Source organism: Halorhodospira neutriphila (genome assembly GCF_016584055.1).
Lineage (GTDB): Bacteria > Pseudomonadota > Gammaproteobacteria > Nitrococcales > Halorhodospiraceae > Halorhodospira > Halorhodospira neutriphila.
This window is the reverse complement of sequence record NZ_NRSH01000177.1, coordinates 1-3,437: the sequence shown is the minus strand read 5'-3', so window position 1 is coordinate 3,437 and position 3,437 is coordinate 1. Positions and strand designations below refer to the sequence as shown.

The window sequence follows — 3,437 nt, the reverse complement described above, 5'->3', positions numbered from 1 at the left end:
AGGCCGACTCCGAGGCCAAGCCCTTCGCCACGCGCTACTACAACGCCGACATCCACCGCGCGGCGCTGGCCACCCCCGAGCTGCTGCGCTGAGCCCGGCAGCCCCTGCGCCCCGGCCCGGCGGGGTGGCCGGCCCCGGCCGGTTGTCCTCGAACGCGCCGAGCATCGCAGCCCGAGCGGGGACGCCGAGCGGCGCTAGCCGCTCGGCGAGCGCGCGTTGTCCGAGCGAAGCGAGTTTAGCGCGCGGCCCCGCTCGGGCGAGAAGCGCAGGGGACCCCGAAGGGGCGCGCTCGCTGGCGCCATCCCCGGGGCCACCCGCGGGGCCGCGCCCCAGGCGATGGGGGAGGCGTCAGCCCTCGGGCGGGGCGCGGAGCAGGACGTAGACGGCCCCCGTGCCGCCGTGGGCGGCGGGGGCCGAGGCGAAGGCGAGGACCTCCTCGCGCCGGCGCAGCCAGCCGTCCACCGCGCCCTTGAGCACCGGCCCGCTCTCCGCCGAGCGCTGCCCCTTGCCGTGGACGATGCGCGCACAGCGGATCCCGCGGCGCCGGCACTCGGCGATAAAGGCGTCGAGCCGCGGGTGCGCCTCGCGGCGGGTCAGGCCGTGGAGGTCGAGGTCGGCGCCGGGGGTGTAGCGGCCGCGGCGCAGGCGGCGTACCACCCGCCGCTGGACGCCGGGGCGGCAGTAGAGCAGCGCCTCGTCGCTCTCCACGGCCGCCGGATCGGCGCAGGGCGGCTCGGGGAGCCCGTCGGGGAGGGGCCGCTCCCCGACGGGCTCGTCCTCGCCCCGGGGGCGCGGCCGCGGCGGCGGGGGCGGCGGCCGGGTGTCGGCGCGGTCGTTGGCCAGCGGGCGGACGTCGGCGACCGCCCGGCGGAACAGGGCGTGCTCGTCCTCGTCCTCCTCGCTGGCCGGGGGATCGGGCTCCTCGGGACGCGACATGGCCTCTCTCTGCGGCGGCTGCCTGCAAGCGGGTATACTAGCGCTGTTGCACGGGGGGTCTGCGAGGGTAGACGCTGCAGTGCTGGGAACGCTATGTGTAGAAGGCTATGTATATCCTGATCAGCAACGACGACGGCTACCAGTCCCAGGGGATCCTGACGCTGGCGGCGCGCCTGGGGACCGTGGCGCGGGTGACGGTCATGGCGCCGGACCGGGACCGCAGCGGGGCGAGCAACTCCCTGACCCTCGAGGACCCCATCCGGGTCAACGAGGTCGAGCCGGGGCGCTACCGCGTCCAGGGGACGCCCACCGACTGCGTCCACCTCGCCCTGACGGGGCTGCTCGAGGCGGACCCCGACATGGTCTTCTCGGGGATCAACGCCGGCGGTAACCTGGGCGACGACGTCCTCTACAGCGGGACGGTGGCCGCCGCCATGGAGGGGCGGTACCTGGGGCTGCCGGCGGTGGCGGTCTCCCTGGTCGGCGGCTGGGCGCCGCAACACTACGAGACGGCCGCCCGCGTCGCCGTCAAGCTGCTGGAGCAGATGCAGGACGACCCCTTGCCTACGGACACCATCCTCAACGTCAACGTCCCCGACCTGCCGTGGGAGGAGCTCCAGGGCTTCCACGCCACGCGGCTCGGCTGCCGGCACCGGGCCGAGGCGGTCATCCAGCAGCACGACCCGCGGGGGCGGCCCATCTACTGGATAGGGCCGCCGGGCTCGGAGCAGGACGCCGGCCCGGGGACGGACTTCTACGCGGTGCGCAACGGCTACGTCTCGGTCACGCCCATCCAGGTCGACCTGACCCGCTACGAGGTCCTGGAGCAGGTCGGCGGCTGGCTCCAGGGGGTGACGCTTTGAGCCGCTGGCGCGATCCGGCGGGCAGCGGCATGACCTCGCGGCGGACCCGGGAGCGCCTGGTGGAGGCGCTCGCGCAGCAGGGGGTGGCCGATGAGCGGGTCCTGGAGGCGCTGCGCCGCGTCCCCCGGCACCTGTTCGTCGACGAGGCCCTGGCCAGCCGCGCCTACGAGAACACCCCCCTGCCCATCGGCCACGGCCAGACGATCTCGCAGCCGTGGGTAGTGGCGCGGATGACGGAGCTGCTCCTCGAGCCCGGCATCCCCGAGCGGGTCCTGGAGGTGGGCACCGGCTCGGGCTACCAGGCGGCGGTCCTGGCGAGCCTCGTCCCCCACGTCTATACGGTCGAGCGCGTCGGCGCCCTCGTGTCGCAGGCCCGGCAGCGCCTGCGCGAGGCGCGGCTCTACAATGCCCATATCCGCCACGGCGACGGCTACCAGGGCTGGCCGGAGTACGCCCCCTTCGGCGGGATCCTGCTGACGGCGGCGCCCGCCCAGGTGCCGGCGGCGCTGCTCGAGCAGCTCGCCGACGGGGGGCGCCTGGTGGCGCCGGTCGGCGGCTCCGGCTACCAGGCGCTCACGGTGGCCGACCGCGGCGCCGAGGGGCTGCGCTACCGGCGGGTCGCCGGCGTGAGCTTCGTGCCCATGCTCGAGGGGCGCGGCTGAATGCGGCTCTTCAGCGGGCTCTACGCCTGGACGGTGCACTGGGCGGGGCACCCGCGGGCGCCCTGGGCGCTCGGGGGGCTGAGCGCCGCCGAGTCGTCGTTCTTCCCCATCCCCCCCGACGCCCTGCTCATGCCGATGAGCCTGGCCCGCCCCGAGCGGGCGCTGCGCTTCGCGGCCATCGCGACGCTCGCCTCGGTCCTCGGCGGGCTGCTCGGCTACGCCCTGGGGGCGCTCGCCCTCTCCCTGGTGGCGCCGTGGATCGAGGCGGCCGGCTACGCGCCGGCCTACGCCCGAGGCGTCGAGTGGGCCCGGGAGTGGGGCTTCTGGGTGATGCTCGTCGCCGGCTTCTCGCCGATCCCCTACAAGGTCTTTACCATCGCCGCCGGGGCGGCCGGGATCCCCCTGATCCCCTTCGTGGCCGCCTCCCTGATCGGCCGCGGCGCCCGCTTCTTCCTCGTCGCCGGGGTGATCGCCTGGGGCGGCGCCCGCCTCGAGCCGTGGCTGCGCCGGCACGTCGAGTGGCTGGGCTGGCTCAGCGTCGCGGCACTGGCCGCCGGGATCCTCTGGCTCCAGCTCGGCTAGCCCGATGAGGCGCTGCCGGCCGCGCTCACCCAGGCCCCCCGCCACGAGGCTCCTCGGGGCCTGCCTGCTGGGCGCCGTCGCCCTGGCCGGCTGCACGGCGCTCTGGCACGGCGACTGGAAAGAGGAGGGCCATCGGCGGATCTACCTCTACGAGGTCAAGCCTGGCGATACCCTCTACCGGATCGCCTGGCGGCACGGCCTCGAGCCAGGGCAGCTGCAGGCGTGGAACGATATCGACCACCCGCGGCAGCTGCAGGTCGGCCGCCACCTCATGCTCAACCCCCCGGGGGACTTCGCCAACGACCCCCCTGCCGGAGGCGCCACTGCGGCCCGGGAGCAGCAGGCCGCCGCGGCGGGCGGCTCGGAGGGCTCGAGCGGCTCGCCGGGCAGCGGC

The 3,437-nt window shown here is 75.6% G+C and carries 5 protein-coding genes; 4 read left to right on the top strand and 1 reads right to left on the bottom strand.

The window, feature by feature from the left end:
- Positions 1 to 348 precede the first annotated feature (348 nt).
- Positions 349 to 936, bottom strand: coding sequence for a Smr/MutS family protein (locus tag CKO13_RS11320; protein WP_200261074.1), 588 nt, complete (start codon positions 934 to 936; stop codon positions 349 to 351).
- 107 nt (positions 937 to 1,043) lie between these two features.
- Here CKO13_RS11320 and surE point away from each other — a divergent pair, with 107 nt between their 5' ends.
- From surE to CKO13_RS11300, 4 genes are all read left to right on the top strand, one after another.
- Positions 1,044 to 1,799: a 5'/3'-nucleotidase SurE gene (gene surE, locus CKO13_RS11315; RefSeq protein ID WP_200261072.1), complete on the top strand. Its 756-nt coding sequence runs from the start codon at positions 1,044 to 1,046 to the stop codon at positions 1,797 to 1,799.
- Between the two features lie 29 nt (positions 1,800 to 1,828).
- Positions 1,829 to 2,461: a protein-L-isoaspartate(D-aspartate) O-methyltransferase gene (locus CKO13_RS11310; RefSeq protein ID WP_200261077.1), complete on the top strand. Its 633-nt coding sequence runs from the start codon at positions 1,829 to 1,831 to the stop codon at positions 2,459 to 2,461.
- Complete coding sequence (locus CKO13_RS11305; RefSeq protein WP_200261069.1) at positions 2,462 to 3,043, top strand: YqaA family protein; 582 nt, start codon at positions 2,462 to 2,464, stop codon at positions 3,041 to 3,043. It begins immediately after the preceding gene.
- 4 nt (positions 3,044 to 3,047) lie between these two features.
- A partial coding sequence (locus tag CKO13_RS11300; RefSeq protein ID WP_200261066.1) for a LysM peptidoglycan-binding domain-containing protein occupies positions 3,048 to 3,437 on the top strand: 390 nt, incomplete at its 3' end.

What these genes read in the sequence shown, in the direction of transcription:
- CKO13_RS11320 (WP_200261074.1), bottom strand. Translation starts at nt 936, where the DNA reads ATGTCGCGTCCCGAGGAGCCCGATCCCCCGGCCAGCGAGGAGGACGAG.
- CKO13_RS11310 (WP_200261077.1), top strand. Translation starts at nt 1,829, where the DNA reads ATGACCTCGCGGCGGACCCGGGAGCGCCTGGTGGAGGCGCTCGCGCAG.
- CKO13_RS11305 (WP_200261069.1), top strand. Translation starts at nt 2,462, where the DNA reads ATGCGGCTCTTCAGCGGGCTCTACGCCTGGACGGTGCACTGGGCGGGG.
- surE (WP_200261072.1), top strand. Translation starts at nt 1,044, where the DNA reads ATGTATATCCTGATCAGCAACGACGACGGCTACCAGTCCCAGGGGATC.